This window comes from Pigmentiphaga sp. CHJ604 (assembly GCF_036972535.1).
GTDB lineage: Bacteria > Pseudomonadota > Gammaproteobacteria > Burkholderiales > Burkholderiaceae_B > Pigmentiphaga > Pigmentiphaga daeguensis.
This window is the reverse complement of record NZ_CP136998.1, coordinates 5,797,776-5,813,092: the sequence shown is the minus strand read 5'-3', so window position 1 is coordinate 5,813,092 and position 15,317 is coordinate 5,797,776. Positions and strand designations below refer to the sequence as shown.

Here is a 15,317-nt window from a genome sequence, read left to right as displayed (position 1 = left end):
TCGGCGTCTATCTCCGCAGCTGTCCATAGTCCACGATCCGGCCCGCCAGCGCGCTGGCGGCCACCGAATATGGACTGGCCAGCCATACGCTCCCGGGCCCCGAGCGGCCCGGGAAATTGCGGTTGATCGCGCTGATCGTGACCTGCGAGGCCGAAGTCGACTGGCCCGGCCCGCAATTAGCGCACGAGCCGCAGCCCGGCATCACCAGTTCCACGCCGGCACGCTCGAAAACGTCCAGGTAGCCGCGCTGCTCGCAATAGCGCTTGACCTCCATCGTGCCGAACTGCAGGTAGAAGCGGGTGTGCGGCGCGATGCGCAGCCCCTGGTCCAGGCCCCATTTCAGGACCTCGTGGTAGGCGTCGAAATCGGCGCGCTTGCCGCCGGTACAGGAGCCGCCGTAGGCAATATCGACCGCCACGTCGCCGTCCAGCTCGGCGATGGCCACGCCGTTGCCAGGATCGCCCGGGCGGGCCGCCATGGGCCGCACGTCCGCGCCGTCGATGTGGATCACGCGGCGGTAGGCGGCGTCCGCATCGCTGGCCATCCAGTCCTCCAGCGCGAAGTCGATGCCGCGCCGTTCCTTCAGGAAGGCCACGGTACGTTCGTCGGGCTCGACGATGCCGGTGAACCCGCCCAGCTCGGCCACCATGTTGGTCAGCGTGGCGCGCTCGTCCACCGACATGGCGCGCACCGCCTCGCCGCCGTATTCGAACACCGCGCCGATGGCCTCGCCGTTGCGCACGGCCTCGGACCGCAGCAGCACCAGCACGATATCCTTGGCCGTGACGCCGGGCGCCAGTGTGCCCGAGACCTCCACGCGCAGGGTCTCCGGCACCTTGCAGCGAACGTAGCCGGTGGCCCAGCTGTTGGCCATGTCGGTCGAGCCCACGCCGAACGCCAGGCAGCCCAGCGCGCCGGCATGCGGCGTATGCGAATCGGTGCCGGCCACGACCTCGCCCGGCAGCGCGTGGCGCTCGGCCATCAACGCATGGCAGATGCCCTCCGACCCGCTGCCGTCGGGCAACTGGCCGTAGTGGCGCACCGGATAATCGTCGATGAAATCATGGTGTCCCTGCACCAGGGTCGCCACGCGCGGCAGGAGGCCACCCTTGACGTGCGGCACGCTTTGCGGCGCCAGGACCAGATGGTCGTGGAAGGCCACGATGCGGTCCGGATCGCGCAGCGGCGCCGGCTTGCCGTAGGCTAGGTGCATCAGGTGCGCGCTCATGCCGGTGAAATAGTCGTGGCTGAAGCGCCAGTCGGCGCGGATGAACACGCCGCTGCCGCGTCCGGCGTCCACGGTGTCCGGGTGCAGGTGCCGGTGGATGATCTTCTCGACCAGCGTCAGCCCCTTGCCCGGGGCGCGTGGCGTGGAAGCCGTGTCGGCCCGCAGCGCCTGCCGGCTGTAGGCCATCAGTCCGCCGCTGCGGATGATGGCCTGGGTCAGCGCGTCGCGGCCCTTCAGGAACAGTTCGATGGGAATGGACTCGCCGGCCTCGATCCGGCGCAGCACGTCGAAGTCCGTCGTGGTCAGGATGCCGATGTTGTCGCAGTTCTGCTGATAGATGCGCTCGAAACTCTCGGCCACGATCAGCCGTATGCCGGCCGACAGCTCGGCCAGCGGGCTGTGCTCGCGCGACGAACCCTTGCCGTAGCGCTTGCCCGCTACCGTGATCCCGAAGCCGCCCCGGCGCACGGCGTCCTCGCCTATGGGCAGCTCGTCGCCGGCCTTCAACCCCACGTAGGGATAGCGGCCCAGGCGCTCGTCGTACACCAGCATGGTCGTGACCGGCGTGATCTCGTCGGTCGACACGTCGTCGCGCAGCGGTCCGGCCTGGGCGAGCGAAACGGATTCGCCGGCCAGCTGGCGGCGGATACAGGACGGATCGCGCGACAGGTAAAGCACGCGGCCCTCGAAACGGATGCTGTCTTGCATGAACGACTCCTTTTCCGCACTGTAGAGAGGTTCGGAACGCTCATGAAGCATCAAATGGGCATGGCTGGCATCTCCATCGGCGAAATCGTTGCAAACCGGTTTCCGCCGCGACGGCAGCCATCTCGATTCATCATCTCTCGAACAACGCGCCACTCCTAGAATGAAGCGGTTCATGATGAAAAGGCTACACCGCATGCCGCGCACGCTCTACGACAAACTCTGGGACACGCACGCCTTCGCCGCCGAACCCGACGGCACCTGCCTCTTGTACATCGACCGGCACCTGATCAATGAGGTGTCGAGCCCGCAGGCCTTCGAGGGCCTGCGGCTGGCCGGCCGCGCGCCGTGGCGCGCCGATTCCTGTCTGGCGATCGCCGACCACAACGTTCCCACCACCGACCGCAGCCAGGGTATCGACGATCCGTTCTCGCGCGCGCAGGTAGGCGCGCTGGAGGACAACGCCCGCACCTTCGGCCTGACCTTCTTCGGCATGCAGGACCGCCGCCAGGGCATCGAGCACGTGGTCGGTCCCGAGCAGGGCGCGACGCTGCCCGGCATGACGGTGGTGTGCGGGGATTCCCACACCAGCACGCACGGGGCCTTCGCCTGTCTGGCGCACGGCATCGGCACCTCGGAAGTCGAGCACGTGCTGGCGACGCAGACGCTGATTGCGCGCAAGATGAAATCCATGCTGGTGCGCGTGGAAGGCATGCTGCAGCCCGGCGTGGTGGCCAAGGACATCGTGCTGGCGCTGATCGGCAGGATAGGCGCCGCGGGCGCCACCGGCCACGCCATCGAATACGCGGGCTCGACCATACGCGCGCTGTCCATGGAAGGCCGCATGACCATCTGCAACATGTCCATCGAGGCCGGCGCGCGGGCCGGCATGATCGCGGTGGACGACACCACCATCGACTACCTGCGCGGCCGGCCGTTCGCGCCGTCGGGCGCGCAGTGGGACCAGGCCGTGGCCTGGTGGCGCACGCTGCGTTCGGACGAGGACGCGGTGTTCGACACGGTGGTGGAGATCGATGCGGCGTCCATCGTGCCGCAGGTGACCTGGGGCACTTCTCCCGAGATGGTCGTGGCCGTGGATGGCAGGGTACCGGACCCCGACGCCGAAGCCGATCCGGTCCGGCGCGAAGGGATGCGCAAGGCGCTGGCCTACATGGGACTGGCGGCCAATACGCCCATCGCCGACATTCCCCTGGACAAGGTGTTCATCGGTTCGTGCACCAACTCGCGCATCGAGGACCTGCGCGCCGCCGCCGCCGTGGTCAAGGGCCGCAGCAAGGCGCCGAACATCCGGCTCGCGATGGTGGTGCCGGGTTCCGGACTGGTGAAGGCGCAGGCGGAACAGGAAGGCCTGGACCGCGTCTTCATCGACGCCGGCTTCGAATGGCGCGAGTCCGGCTGTTCCATGTGCATGGCGATGAACGCCGACCGGCTTTCGCCGGGGGAGCGCTGCGCCTCGACCTCCAACCGCAATTTCGAAGGCCGGCAGGGCGCCGGCGGACGCACGCACCTCGTCAGCCCCGCGATGGCGGCCGCCGCGGCCATCGCCGGCCGCTTCGTCGACGTGCGCGCCCTGTAAGGAGTCCATCATGGAAAAATTCGATCGTCTGCAAGGGCTCGTCGCGCCGCTCGACCGCGCCAACGTCGACACCGACGCCATCATTCCCAAGCAGTTCCTGAAGTCCATCCGGCGCACCGGCTTCGGTCCCAATCTGTTCGACGAATGGCGCTACCTGGACCAGGGCGAGCCCGGCCAGGATTGCAGCGGCCGTCCGCTGAATCCGGACTTCGTGCTGAACGAGGCGCGCTACCAGGGCGCGACCATCCTGCTGGCCCGCGCCAACTTCGGCTGCGGTTCGTCGCGCGAACACGCGCCGTGGGCCTTGCAGCAATATGGCTTTCGCGCCGTGATCGCGCCCAGCTTCGGCGACATCTTCTACAACAACGCGATGCAGAACGGTCTCCTGCCCGTCGTGCTGCGCGAGGACGAAGTGGACGTGCTGTTCGCGCTGGCGACGCGGGAAAGGCCGGTTCAACTGCTGGTGGACCTCGAGGCGCAAACCGTGTCCGGTCCGAACGGCACGCCGTCGTTCGCCTTCGACATCGCGCCCTTTCGCAAGTACTGCCTGCTGAACGGCCTGGACGACATCGGCCTGACGCTGCGCAAGGCCGACCAGATCCGCGCCTTCGAGGACGCGCACCTGCGCGCGTACCCCTGGCTGTCGCCCGCGCGCCGGAGCGCCTGAGCGCGTTGCCCCCTGTCGCCCGCCGTGCCACAATCGGCGCAGCGACAGGAAGGCAAGACCATGAGCAATCTCGTCCGTAAACTCGACCTGACCTCGCTGCGCCTGTTCGTCGCCGTCTGCCAGGAACGCAACATCGCGCGCGCGGCCGAGCGCGAGGCCATCGCGCCTTCGGCCGTCAGCCGCCGCATCGCCGAGATCGAAGGCGTGATCGGGCAGCCGGTCATCCACCGCGAATCACGCGGCATTTCGGTCACTCCGATAGGCGAGGCCGTGTACCGCCACGCGCGCGAAGTGCTGGCCGATATCGAACGCATGGAAGCCGAGCTGTCCCAGTACGCCACCGGCGCCAAGGGCACGATACGCATCGTCGGCAACATGTCGTCCATCGTGCAGTTCCTGCCCGAGGACATCGCCGCCTTCAAGCGCGTGTTCCCCGACGTGGACATCCAGATCGACGAGCAGACCAGCAGCCAGGTGCTGCGCAGCCTGACCGAAAGCGATTTCGACCTGGGCTTCTCGAACAAGGTCCCGGGCATAGAGCGGCTCGAGCACCTGCCCTACCGCAGCGACCGCCTGGTGCTGGCCGTGCCGCGCCGCCATCGCCTGGCCAAGGCGCCCGTGGTGCGCCTGCGCGACTTCATGGACGAGAACATCGTCGGCATGGGGCAGGGGACGTCGCTGACGCAATTGCTGGTCAAGGAAGCCGGACATCTGGGCGCCACGCTGCACGTCAAGATCAGCGTCAGCAGCCTGGATGCCCTGTGCCGCATGGTCCACGTCGGCCTGGGCGTGGCGGTGGTGCCGCAGCACAGCGGCGAACTGTACGTGGGCACGCTGGACCTCGCGCTGATCCCCATCGACGAACCCTGGGCCGCGCGCGAACTCTTCGTGGTCTTCCGGCAGCGCGAGGGCCTCTCAGCCCCCGCCGCCGCATTAGTCAACTTCCTGATGAATAGGTAACCCCCCTACGCAGACCCAGGATGCGGTGGATCCGGCTTTGCCGGTCCACCCGCATCGCCCCCTGGGGGGCGCGCGAAGCGCGTAGGGGGGATCCTCTACTTGGCAATGGGCATGGCGAACTCCGCGCCCTTCTCGATGCTGCTCGGCCACCGCTGCATGATGCTCTTCTGCTTGGTGTAGAAGCGCACGCCTTCCTCGCCGTACGCATGCATGTCGCCGAACAGCGAACGCTTCCAGCCGCCGAAGCCGTGCCAGGCCATGGGCACCGGAATGGGCACGTTGATGCCCACCATGCCGACCTGGATGCGGCGGCCGAATTCGCGCGCCACGTTGCCGTCGCTGGTGAAGCAGCTCACGCCGTTGCCGAATTCGTGCGCGTTGATCAGCTCGACCGCCGAGGCGAAGTCGGGCACGCGCACGCAGGACAGCACGGGGCCGAAGATTTCCTCGCGATAGATGCGCATCTCGGGTGTGACATGGTCGAACAGCGTGCCGCCCATCCAGAAGCCGCGCTCGCAACCCGCGCCTGCCGACGCCGGATCGAAGCGGCGGCCGTCCACCAGCAGCTTCGCGCCTTCTTCCACGCCCAGGCCGATGTAGTCGCTGATGCGGTGGTGCGCGCCGGCATGCACGATGGGGCCCATCTCGGCGTCGAGCTCCATGCCGTTCTTGACCTTCAGCGCATGCGCGCGCTCGACCAGGCGCGGCACGATGCGGTCGGCCACCTCGCCCACCAGCACCGCCACCGAGATGGCCATGCAGCGCTCGCCCGCCGAGCCGTAGCCCGCGCCGACCAGCGCGTCCACGGCCTGGTCCAGGTCGGCGTCGGGCATGACCACCATGTGGTTCTTCGCGCCGCCCAGCGCCTGCACGCGCTTGCCGTTGCGCGCGCCGGTCTCGTAGATGCTCTGCGCGATGGGTGTGGAGCCGACGAAGGACACCGCGGCCACGTCGGGGTGGGCCAGCAGGGCATCCACCGCTTCCTTGTCGCCCTGCACGACGTTGAACACGCCGTCCGGCAGGCCGGCTTCCTTGAGCAGCTCGGCCATCATCAGCGAAGGGGTGGGGTCGATGGGACTGGGCTTGAGCACGAAGCAGTTGCCCGCCGCGATGGCCACGGGGAACATCCACATCGGCACCATTACCGGGAAGTTGAACGGCGTGATGCCCGCCACCACGCCCAGCGGCTGGCGCAGGGTCCAGTTGTCCATGCCGGTGGAAACCTGGTCGGTGAACTGCGTCTTGAGCAGTTGCGGAATGCCGCAGGCGAACTCGACGATGTCGATGCCGCGCGCGACTTCGCCCTGCGCGTCGGTGAACACCTTGCCGTGCTCGGCGGTGATCGCGCGGGCCAGTTCGTCCTTGTGGCGGTTCAAGAGTTCGAGGAAGCGGAACATCACGCGCGCCCGGCGGATGGGCGGCACGTCGGCCCAGGCGGGAAAGGCGCGGCGGGCGCTGGCGACGGCGGCATCGACGTCGGTGGCGCCGGCCAGCGCCACCTGGCCGGAGACGGCGCCGGTGGCGGGATTGAAGACGTCGGCGACGCGCGATCCCTGCGAAGGCATCTTGCGGCCGTCCACCCAATGGACGATGGAAGCGGACATGGCGGTCATCCTGAGAAGAAGAGCAAGACCTCCAGTCTAGGTCGGCCCGGTCGATTGGATAAGCCGGCCGAAGACGATTAAAGTGTTCAATAAATTGAACAATCTGAACGGAAAAACATGGCTGCCGATATCATCGGGCCCTGGGTGGCCGACATCCACCTGCTGACCGTGCTGGCCGAGACCCGCAGCTTCACCCAGGCGGCCCGGCGCCTGGGCCTGTCCAAGGCTTCGGTCAGCATGCGCATAGTCGCGCTGGAGCGCGCGGCCGGCGTGCCGCTGGTCCAGCGCACGACGCGCTCGGTCGTGCTGACCGACGCCGGCCGGGAACTGGTGGCCGACGCCGCGCCGGCGTTCGAGCGCATCGACGCCGGTTTCACGGCGGTAAAGGACCTGTCCGGCACGCCGCGCGGCACGGTGCGCGTCACCGCGCCGGTGGCGCTGGGCAGGCAACACGTCGCGCCGCGGCTGGCGGCGTTCTTCCGCGACTATCCCCAGGTGCGCATCCACCTCGACCTGACCGACCGCTTCGTCAACCTGGCGCAGGAAGGCTACGACCTGGCCATCCGCCACACGGCCGCCGCACCCGAAAGCTATGTTGCCTGGCCGCTGTGCGAGACACGCTCGCTGCTGGTCGCCAGCCCCGCCTATCTGCGACGGCGCGGGGCGCCCCGGCACCCGCGCGACCTGGCGGACCACGATTGCGTGCTGTACCTCGGGCCGGGCGCCGATACCTGGACCTTCGTCGCGGCCGACGATGCGCGGGGCGAGACGATGTCGGTGCCCGTGCAGGGCCCCTTGAAGGCCAACAACAGCGAGGTGCTGCGCGACGCGGTGCTGGACGGACTGGGCATCGGCCTCTTGCCCGATTTCAGCGCGGCACCCGCCATGCGCCGGCTCAGGCCGGTACTGCCGGGCTGGCGCGTGCAAGGCTTCTTCGGCAACCAGCTGTATGCGCTGCGCCCCTGGGCGCCGCGCGTGCCGCGCGCGGTGCAATGCTTCGTCGAATACCTGCGCGAGTCGCTGGCGCAGGGCTTTCCCTTGCCGGACCGGTAGAACCAGAATACCTAGCGGTCCATGGGCAGGGCCAGGCTTTCCTTGACCTCTTCCATCACCACGTAGCTGTGCGACTCGGCCGCCACCGGCAGCTTCTTCAGGATGTCCCCCAGCAGCCGGCGGTACTCGCGCATGCCGCCCAGGCGCGCCTTGACCAGATAGTCGAAATTGCCCGACACCAGATGGCACTCCAGCACGTCGGGCACGTGCAGCAATTCCATGCGGACCTTGTCGAAGATCTCGCCCGATTTCGAGGCCAGCTTGATTTCGACGAAGACCAGCAGCGACTTGCCCAGCGCGGTGGGCGACAGGTGCGCGTGATAGCCGGTGATGACCTTCTCGCGCTCCATGCGCCGTACCCGTTCCGAGCAGGGCGAGGCCGACAGGCCGACGCGATCGGCCAGCTCGGTCATGGAAATGCGGCCCTCGCGCTGGAGGATGTCGAGGATTTTCCTGTCGGTGCGATCGAGCTCGTGCATGTCACTTCGTCCCCCCGGTTTGGACGGGGACCTTCCGGTTGAATTCATTGTCCAAGAAGTGAATTTCAGTGAAATTCACTGGATTATCGTTCCTATACTAGCTGAATACATATACGACGCGAGAATTTTTCCATGAAGGTGCTCGTTCTCGGTGGCGGCGTGATCGGGGTCGCCAGTGCCTATTACCTGACCCGCGCGGGACTGGAAGTCACCGTGCTGGATCGACAGGGCGGTCCCGCGCAGGAAACCAGCTACGCCAACGCCGGCCAGGTCTCGCCGGGCTACTCCACGCCCTGGGCCGCGCCGGGCATCCCGCTGAAGGCGATCAAGTGGATGTTCCAGCGGCATGCCCCGCTTGCCATCCGCCTGGACGGCAGCCTGTTCCAGCTACGCTGGATGGCGCAAATGCTGCGCAACTGCTCGGCCGAACGCTACGCGGTCAACAAGGAGCGCATGATGCGGGTGGCCGAGTACAGCCGCAGCTGCCTGCAACAGCTGCGCGCGGAAACCGGCATCCAGTACGAACAGCGCACCGGCGGCACGCTGCAGCTCTTTCGCACCCAGGCCCAGCTCGACGCCGCCGGCCGCGACATCGCGGTGCTGGAACAATGCGGCGTGCCGTTCGAGCTGCTGGGCCGGGACGAACTGGCCCGCGTCGAACCCGGCCTGGCCGTATCCGCCGGCAAGCTGGCGGGCGGCCTGCGCCTGCCCAAGGACGAGACCGGCGACTGCCATCTGTTCACGCGGGCGCTGGCCGACATCGCCCGCACGCTGGGCGTGGATTTCCGCTACGGGCAGGCGGTGGACGGGCTCGTGGTCGAGGGCGGCCGCATCGCCGGCGTGCGCGCGGGTGGCCGGATCCTGACGGCCGACCGCTACGTGCTGGCCCTGGGCAGCTACTCGCGCGGCATGCTCGAACCGCTGGGCCTGGACCTGCCGGTCTATCCGGTCAAGGGCTATTCGCTGACGGTGCCGCTGGTCGATCCTTCCCGTGCGCCGCAATCCACGGTGCTGGACGAGACCTACAAGATCGCCATCACCCGCTTCGACCATCGCATCCGTGTCGGGGGCATGGCCGAGCTGGGCGGCTACGACCTGCGCCTGGACCCGCGGCGGCGGGCCACGCTCGAGCACGTGGTGAACGACCTGTTCCCCGGCGGCGACCTGGCGCGGGCGACCTTCTGGACCGGGCTGCGTCCCATGACGCCCGACAGCACGCCCATCGTGGGCGCCACGCGCTACCCCAACCTGTACCTCAATACGGGACACGGCACGCTGGGCTGGACCATGGCCTGCGGATCGGGCCGCCTCATCGCCGACCAGCTGAGCGGCCGGCGGCCGGAGATTAGCCTGGACGGGCTGGCCATCGACCGCTACGCCGGCCGCGTCCGCGGCGCGCGCATCGCCCGGCAGCAACCGCTGGCGGCCCGGCCATGACTCGTCCCGCGCGCGCACGCATCGACCTGGATGCGCTGCGACACAACTACGCGCTGGCACGGCGCCTGCACGGGGGCCGGGCACTGGCGGTGCTCAAGGCCAATGCCTACGGCCACGGCGCCATCCCCTGCGCGCGGGCGCTGGCCGATATGGCCGACGGGTTCGCGGTGGCCTTCACCGATGAAGCCCTGGCGCTGCGGGCGGCGGGCATCATCCGGCCCATCCTGGTGCTGGAAGGCGCCTTCGATGCCGACGAACTCCGGCTGGCGAACCGGCATGGTCTCTGGATGGTGGTGCATCACGAGCATCAGGTACGCATGATCGAATATCAACCGGACCTGCGCGGCCTGCACGCATGGCTCAAGGCCGACACCGGCATGCGCCGGGCCGGTTTTTCGACGCAGGCCGAACTGGCCGATGCCCATGCGCGCCTGTCGGCCAGCGGCAAGGTCGCGGACATCACCCTCATGACGCATCTGGCGCGTGCGGATGAACCGGACCAGACCGCCACCACCCGGCAGATTGCAGCCTTCAAGGCGCTGACGGGCGGGCTGCCCGGCGACCGCAGCCTGAGCAATTCCGCCGGCGTGCTGGGCTGGCCCGCGGCGCGCGGCGACTGGTCGCGGCCGGGCATCCTGCTGTACGGCGCCGATCCCATGCCCGGCGCCGGCCACGGACTGATCCCGGTCATGACGCTCGAGAGCCGCATTTTCGCGGTTCGCGGCGTGCAGCCGGGCGATGCCATCGGCTACGGCGGCCGCTACGTCGCGGACCGCCCCATGCGCGTGGGCCTGGTGGCCGTGGGCTATGCCGACGGCTACCCGCGATCGGCTCCATCCGGCACGCCGGTATCGGTCGATGGCCGGCCCAGCCGCCTGGTCGGCCGGATCTCCATGGACATGCTGACGGTGGACATCACCCACCTGGCCGGCGCCGGCGTGGGCAGCCGGGTCGAACTGTGGGGCAGGCAGGTGGACGTGAATGTCGTGGCCCGGGCGGCCGGCACCGTGGCCTACGAGCTGCTGTGCAACGTGAAACGGGTACCGCTGGACTACTCGGGCTGAGCCTGGCGCGGCCTCATGCCGCCGCCCGGTCCTCCAGCAGGAAGGCCAGCGCCTGGGCACAGGACTGCTCCACTTTCAGGGTCAGCAGGTCGTCGGCGCGCGTGCGCCCCAGGTTGACCGCGGCGACCGGCAGGCCGGCCTGCGCGCCGGCCCGCACGTAGCGGTAGCCGGAATGCACCATCAGCGACGAGCCCACCACCAGGATGGCGTCGGCCTCGTCCAGCGCGCGCAGCACCGTCGCCACGCGCGGCGCGGGCACCTGTTCGCCGAAGAAGACGACGTCCGGCTTCAGGATGCCGCCGCAGGCCGGGCAGGAGGGCACGGCGAAACGGGAGAAATCCACCGCCTCCAGGTCCGCGTCGCCATCGGGCGCATCGGCCGCGTCCAGCGCGACCCAGGCGGGATTCACCGCTTCCAGGCGCTGCTGGAACACGGCGCGCGGTTCGCGGTGCGCGCAATGCATGCACCGGACCTCGTCCAGCCTGCCATGCAGATCCACCACCTCGCGGCTGCCCGCCGCCTGATGCAGGCCATCCACATTCTGGGTGACCAGCAGCCGCACGCTTCCACCGGCCTCCAGCCGGGCCAGCGCGCGATGGGTGTCGTTGGGCCCGGCTTTCCCGAAGCGCCGCCACCCGATCATGCTGCGCGCCCAGTAGCGCGCCCGGGCCAGTCCGTCGCGCATGAATACCTGGAAGTCGATGGGCGGCGTGCGTTTCCATTGGCCATCGGCGTCGCGATAGTCCGGGATGCCCGAATCCGTGCTGCATCCGGCGCCGGTCAGGACGAACAGGCGTTCGTAGCGGCCCACGAACGCGGCCAGGGCGGAAGAAGAGGCGGATACATCCATAACGGCTCCAGGCAGGCGACCAGGATACCCGATGCGGCCATTCCAGGGCCTGTGGATAAGCTCTGGGGAGCGGGGGTGTGCACACGATGTTGACCCTTTGTGGATAACTTCGCTTTCGCCGCCCGCCGAAAAACTTGTCCAATTTTCGGGTACACCCTGTGGACAAGCTTATCCACATGCCTAAAAATTAGGCAAGCCGTTGAATCGAAAAGGTTTTTTCGTACGCGCGAAGTTATCCACAGGCTCCTATTACTTACTACGAATTGGATAGATAGTTTTGGGATAAAAGCTCAAACATCTTTTTTCCTACCGCGACGAGGGGCCGCAAGCGGCCCGGGGCGCCGCTGCGCGGACGCGGTTGACCCCAACAGGGCGAACACCTAGCATCCAGGCGTCTCATTCCTATAAGTAAGTACGGAGCACCCGATACGCCATGCGCATCCTGTTGGTCGAGGACGAACCCGAACTGGCCCGGTGGCTGTCAGGCACGCTGGCCAGACATGCCGGCTTCGTCGTGGAATGGGCCGACGATGGGGTGGTCGCCGAAAAGCGCCTGCAGGTAGAGGACTTCGACGCCGTCGTCCTGGACCTGGGACTGCCGGGCCTGGATGGCCGCACATTGCTGGCCAGGCTGCGTGCCCGCGACGACCGCACTCCCGTCCTGATATTGACCGCGCGTGATTCACTGACGGAACGCGTGACCACCCTGCATGAAGGCGCGGACGATTTCCTGCCCAAGCCCTTCAACGTGGCCGAACTGGAAGCCAGGCTGCTCGCGCTGATACGGCGCAGCCGGGGCAGGGAACACCCCCGCCTGTCCTGCGGACCGCTGGTTTTCGACCTGGCCGCCCAGAAGTTCCTGCTCGACAACCAGCCATTGGCTCTGTCGCCGCGGGAACATGCGGTGCTGCGGGCCCTGATCCAGCGCAGCGGCGAACCCATGACCAAACAGCAGATCCTGGACCGGGTATTCGACGACGACCACGACGTCGGGCTGGATGCCATCGAAGTCATCGTCCACCGCCTGCGCAAGCGCCTGGGCGATACCGGCGTACACATCGTGACCTTGCGCGGACTGGGGTACAGCCTGGAGCCCGCGTGACGGCGCCTTCGTCCAAGGACGGCATCTCGCATGGCCCGGCGCGGCGGCCACGGCGGCGCAGCCTCAAGTCGACCCTGCTGTGGTGGCTGCTTCCCGTCCTGGCCGTGGTGGCAAGCGGTGGCCTGTGGCTGTCCGTCCGGTTGCTGGACGACCTGGCCAATGCGGCCTACGACCGTTCGCTGGCAGGAGCCCTGCGGGCCATAGACCTGAACATATCGACGGAAAGCGGCGGGTTGGCGGTGGAACTGCCCTACCGGCTGCTGCAATTCTTCGAGCTGACCGCCAGCGGCAACGTGTATTTCCGGGTGTCCACCGAGGACAACCTGACCGAGATCGGCAACCCGGCGCTTCCCATGCCCGAGCATCCGCTGGTATCGGGGCGGGCGGAATTCTTCAACGCCGAATATTTCGGCGAACCCGTGCGCGTGGGCGTGCTGGCGCGGCGGCTGGATCCGCCCCTGTACGGCGCCAAGGAACGCCAGCGGGTGGTCATCCAGGTCGCGGAAAGCATCGAATCGCGGGCGGGCTTCACGCGAACCGTGCTGATGCGCGCGATCGAGCGCGACACGCTGCAGATCCTGTTGAGCGCAATCCTGCTGACAGGCGGGGTGATCATCGCGTTGCGCCCGCTGGTGCGCCTGAGCGAGGAGATCGATGCGCGCGACCCGGACGACCTGCGGCCGGTGGACGACAGCCAGGTGCCGGCCGAAGTCCAGCCGCTGGTGTCCGCGATCAACCGGCACATCGCGCGGCACGATGCCCAGGCCCGCGCGCAGCGCCAGTTCCTGGACGATGCCTCGCACCAGTTGCGCACGCCGCTGACCGTGCTCAAGACCCAGGTGGATTTCGCGCTGCGCGAGACCGATCCGCAGGCGGTCCGCCAGGTCTTGCAGGCCATGCATGCCGGCGTGGACCGCTCCATACGCATGGCGAACCAGATGCTGGCGCTGGCCCGCGTACATGATGCTTCGCTGGCCGAGGGAGGGCTGCCTTTCGTGCAGACCGATCTGGCCGAACTGGCCGGGGAATGCGTGCGCAGCCTGTTGCCGGCCGCGCGCGCCAAGCGCCTGGACTACGGAATCGAGGCGCCCGGGGATGCTTTGTGGATGGCCGGTTCCCCGGTCCTGCTGCGCGAGGCCGTGCTCAATCTGCTGGACAACGCCATCCGCTACAGCCCGGAGGGGGGCATGGTGACCTTGACGCTGCTGCGCGAGCCAGGGCAGATCGTGCTGAAGGTGGAGGACAGCGGTCCGGGCATGCCGGTATCCGACATCGAGCGGGCCGGGGTGCGCTTCCGCCGGGGCGAGTCGGGCAAGGGCAAGCCCGGAGCCGGGCTGGGGCTGGCCATCGCCCAGCGGATCGCCGGCCTGCACAAGGGGCGGCTGGTATTGGAAAACCGGGAACCGGGTCCCGGCCTGCGTGCTGCCCTGGTTTTCCCCGGGGCCTGAATGCTGCTTCGCAGCACGAAAAGAGGGGGAATTGAAAGCCGGTTGAAAGCGACGCGTTCGTACAGTCGCCTCGGTGCGGCCCAGCCGCGACATCGACAACAACGACAAGGAGGTGACCGATGAAACCCACAGTCCGACTGCGGGCGGCGGCGTGTGCCGCGGCCATGGCATTGGCGGGACTGGCCGCGCAACCGGCCGCTGCCGCTCCCGAACGGCCCGAGTGCATCGCCCCGGCCAAGCCGGGGGGCGGTTTCGACCTGACCTGCAAGATCGCCCAGAGCGGCTTGCAGGAAGGCAAGTACCTGAACGCCGCGATGCGGTCCGTATACATGCCGGGCGGCATCGGCGCGGTGGCCTATAACACCATCATCGCCCAGCGGCCCGCCGAGGCCGGCACCATCGTGGCCTTCTCGGGAGGCTCGCTGCTGAACATCGCCCAGGGCAAGTTCGGGCGCTATACCGAATCCGACGTGCGCTGGGTGGCCGGCATCGGCACCGACTACGGCGCGGTCGTGGTGCGCAAGGACGCCCCCTGGAAGGATCTCAAGAGCCTGATGGCCGCCATCAAGGCCGATCCCACCAAGGTGGTGTTCGGCGCCGGCGGCACCATCGGCAGCCAGGACTGGATGAAGGCCGCGCTGACTGCGCGCGCCGCCGGCATCGATTACAAGACCATGCGCTTCGTGGCCTTCGAAGGCGGTGGCGAGACCCTGACCGCCTTGCAGGGCGGCCACGTGCAGGTGTATTCGGGCGATGCCGGCGAAGTCGCGTCCGTGCTGGATGCCGGCGTGCCCATCCGCATCCTGGCCGTGTTCTCGGAGCAGCGCCTGCCGGGCCGGCTGGCCGACGTGCCCACCGCCAAGGAGCAGGGCTTCGACATCCAGTGGCCCATCATCCGCGGTTTCTACGTGGGGCCGAAGGTCGCCGACGCCGACTACCAGTGGTGGGTGAGCACCTTCGACAAGATGATGGCCACGCCCGAATTCGCGAAGTTGCGCGAGGAACGCGGCCTGTTCCCCTTCAACAAGACCGGCAAGGACCTGGACGGCTACATCAAGCAGCAGGTTGCCGAGTACCGCAAGCTGGCCGACGAGTTCGGACTGGTGCGCAAATGAGCGGCGGC

General features: G+C 68.0%; 13 protein-coding genes. 9 read left to right on the top strand and 4 right to left on the bottom strand.

The genetic code is table 11. The features are described from left to right. Window positions 1-7: 7 nt before the first annotated feature. Window positions 8-1,936, bottom strand: coding sequence for an aconitase family protein (locus R4823_RS28025; protein ID WP_087840440.1), 1,929 nt, complete (start codon window positions 1,934-1,936; stop codon window positions 8-10). Between the two features lie 193 nt (window positions 1,937-2,129). Here R4823_RS28025 and leuC point away from each other — a divergent pair, with 193 nt between their 5' ends. Genes leuC through R4823_RS28010 form a run of 3 tightly spaced genes read left to right on the top strand, consistent with a single transcriptional unit; the run spans window position 2,130 to window position 5,157 of the window. Continuing rightward, the gene (leuC, locus tag R4823_RS28020; protein ID WP_279817144.1) at window positions 2,130-3,530 is read left to right on the top strand and encodes a 3-isopropylmalate dehydratase large subunit; all 1,401 of its coding nucleotides are present in this window, start codon (window positions 2,130-2,132) and stop codon (window positions 3,528-3,530) included. Window positions 3,531-3,540: 10 nt separating this feature from the next. Continuing rightward, entirely contained in the window at window positions 3,541-4,197 is a 657-nt protein-coding gene (leuD, locus tag R4823_RS28015; protein ID WP_338616928.1) for a 3-isopropylmalate dehydratase small subunit, read from the top strand. A gap of 60 nt (window positions 4,198-4,257) precedes the next feature. After that, on the top strand, window positions 4,258-5,157 hold the full coding sequence (locus R4823_RS28010) for a LysR substrate-binding domain-containing protein (RefSeq protein ID WP_132980156.1): 900 nt from the start codon (window positions 4,258-4,260) through the stop codon (window positions 5,155-5,157). A 95-nt stretch (window positions 5,158-5,252) separates the two neighbouring features. Here R4823_RS28010 and R4823_RS28005 read toward each other — a convergent pair whose 3' ends face one another. Beyond that, window positions 5,253-6,761 (bottom strand): CoA-acylating methylmalonate-semialdehyde dehydrogenase, encoded by a 1,509-nt coding sequence (locus R4823_RS28005; protein WP_338616927.1) that lies wholly within the window; start codon window positions 6,759-6,761, stop codon window positions 5,253-5,255. Window positions 6,762-6,878: 117 nt separating this feature from the next. On the opposite strand from R4823_RS28005, the gene R4823_RS28000 reads away from it, so the two are divergent. Continuing rightward, complete coding sequence (locus tag R4823_RS28000; protein WP_087840435.1) at window positions 6,879-7,814, top strand: LysR family transcriptional regulator; 936 nt, start codon at window positions 6,879-6,881, stop codon at window positions 7,812-7,814. An 11-nt stretch (window positions 7,815-7,825) separates the two neighbouring features. Here R4823_RS28000 and R4823_RS27995 read toward each other — a convergent pair whose 3' ends face one another. Continuing rightward, window positions 7,826-8,293, bottom strand: coding sequence for a winged helix-turn-helix transcriptional regulator (locus tag R4823_RS27995; RefSeq protein ID WP_087840433.1), 468 nt, complete (start codon window positions 8,291-8,293; stop codon window positions 7,826-7,828). A 132-nt stretch (window positions 8,294-8,425) separates the two neighbouring features. Here R4823_RS27995 and R4823_RS27990 point away from each other — a divergent pair, with 132 nt between their 5' ends. After that, window positions 8,426-9,730 carry a D-amino acid dehydrogenase gene (locus tag R4823_RS27990; RefSeq protein WP_338616925.1) on the top strand — a complete coding sequence of 435 codons (1,305 nt, stop codon included), beginning with the start codon at window positions 8,426-8,428 and terminating at the stop codon, window positions 9,728-9,730. After that, window positions 9,727-10,794, top strand: coding sequence for an alanine racemase (alr, locus tag R4823_RS27985; RefSeq protein ID WP_338616924.1), 1,068 nt, complete (start codon window positions 9,727-9,729; stop codon window positions 10,792-10,794). The genes R4823_RS27990 and alr overlap by 4 nt, the downstream gene beginning before the upstream one ends. Window positions 10,795-10,807: 13 nt before the next feature. On the opposite strand, the gene R4823_RS27980 is transcribed toward alr, so the two are convergent. Then, the gene (locus R4823_RS27980) at window positions 10,808-11,644 is read right to left on the bottom strand and encodes an NAD-dependent protein deacetylase (protein ID WP_087840429.1); all 837 of its coding nucleotides are present in this window, start codon (window positions 11,642-11,644) and stop codon (window positions 10,808-10,810) included. Window positions 11,645-12,077: 433 nt separating this feature from the next. Here R4823_RS27980 and R4823_RS27975 point away from each other — a divergent pair, with 433 nt between their 5' ends. From R4823_RS27975 to R4823_RS27965, 3 genes are all read left to right on the top strand, one after another. Next, window positions 12,078-12,746 (top strand): response regulator, encoded by a 669-nt coding sequence (locus R4823_RS27975; RefSeq protein WP_132980153.1) that lies wholly within the window; start codon window positions 12,078-12,080, stop codon window positions 12,744-12,746. 74 nt (window positions 12,747-12,820) lie between these two features. Further along, complete coding sequence (locus R4823_RS27970) at window positions 12,821-14,194, top strand: sensor histidine kinase N-terminal domain-containing protein (protein ID WP_338619234.1); 1,374 nt, start codon at window positions 12,821-12,823, stop codon at window positions 14,192-14,194. 119 nt (window positions 14,195-14,313) lie between these two features. Then, complete coding sequence (locus R4823_RS27965; RefSeq protein WP_087840425.1) at window positions 14,314-15,309, top strand: tripartite tricarboxylate transporter substrate binding protein; 996 nt, start codon at window positions 14,314-14,316, stop codon at window positions 15,307-15,309. The last annotated feature ends 8 nt before the right edge of the window (window positions 15,310-15,317 follow it).

Bases quoted from the DNA above. Each gene is read 5' to 3' on its own strand.
- R4823_RS28025 (WP_087840440.1), bottom strand. From the start codon at position 1,936: ATGCAAGACAGCATCCGTTTCGAGGGCCGCGTGCTTTACCTGTCGCGC.
- leuC (WP_279817144.1), top strand. From the start codon at position 2,130: ATGCCGCGCACGCTCTACGACAAACTCTGGGACACGCACGCCTTCGCC.
- leuD (WP_338616928.1), top strand. From the start codon at position 3,541: ATGGAAAAATTCGATCGTCTGCAAGGGCTCGTCGCGCCGCTCGACCGC.
- R4823_RS28010 (WP_132980156.1), top strand. From the start codon at position 4,258: ATGAGCAATCTCGTCCGTAAACTCGACCTGACCTCGCTGCGCCTGTTC.
- R4823_RS28005 (WP_338616927.1), bottom strand. From the start codon at position 6,761: ATGTCCGCTTCCATCGTCCATTGGGTGGACGGCCGCAAGATGCCTTCG.
- R4823_RS28000 (WP_087840435.1), top strand. From the start codon at position 6,879: ATGGCTGCCGATATCATCGGGCCCTGGGTGGCCGACATCCACCTGCTG.
- R4823_RS27995 (WP_087840433.1), bottom strand. From the start codon at position 8,293: ATGCACGAGCTCGATCGCACCGACAGGAAAATCCTCGACATCCTCCAG.
- R4823_RS27990 (WP_338616925.1), top strand. From the start codon at position 8,426: ATGAAGGTGCTCGTTCTCGGTGGCGGCGTGATCGGGGTCGCCAGTGCC.
- alr (WP_338616924.1), top strand. From the start codon at position 9,727: ATGACTCGTCCCGCGCGCGCACGCATCGACCTGGATGCGCTGCGACAC.
- R4823_RS27980 (WP_087840429.1), bottom strand. From the start codon at position 11,644: ATGGATGTATCCGCCTCTTCTTCCGCCCTGGCCGCGTTCGTGGGCCGC.
- R4823_RS27975 (WP_132980153.1), top strand. From the start codon at position 12,078: ATGCGCATCCTGTTGGTCGAGGACGAACCCGAACTGGCCCGGTGGCTG.
- R4823_RS27965 (WP_087840425.1), top strand. From the start codon at position 14,314: ATGAAACCCACAGTCCGACTGCGGGCGGCGGCGTGTGCCGCGGCCATG.